Genomic DNA, 276 nt, shown 5'->3' with positions numbered 1-276 from the left:
AGCTAGTGGTGACGGCGGTTTGAGCCCGCAAAGTGCGCGGTCTCAAACACGCCTAACAGCTAATGCCGAGAAAATCACTCGGCATAAGCTGTTTCCACCACTGAGCCCCCGCCCGCTCCGCCCTCCGTCGCCCTACATTCTCTGAGACTGGAAATTTCTCGCTCTTTGGGAAATACGAGCAACCTCCTCCGCGGTCCTTACAGCAGTTGCCTGAAGGTACTTCAGTCATCTAGCGCCTCCGGCGAATACGTTCTGACACCAAAGACCCTACGATTG

The organism is Schleiferilactobacillus shenzhenensis LY-73, assembly GCF_000469325.1.
GTDB lineage: Bacteria > Bacillota > Bacilli > Lactobacillales > Lactobacillaceae > Schleiferilactobacillus > Schleiferilactobacillus shenzhenensis.
The sequence above is the reverse complement of the archived record's forward strand: the minus strand, read 5'-3'. Positions refer to the sequence as shown.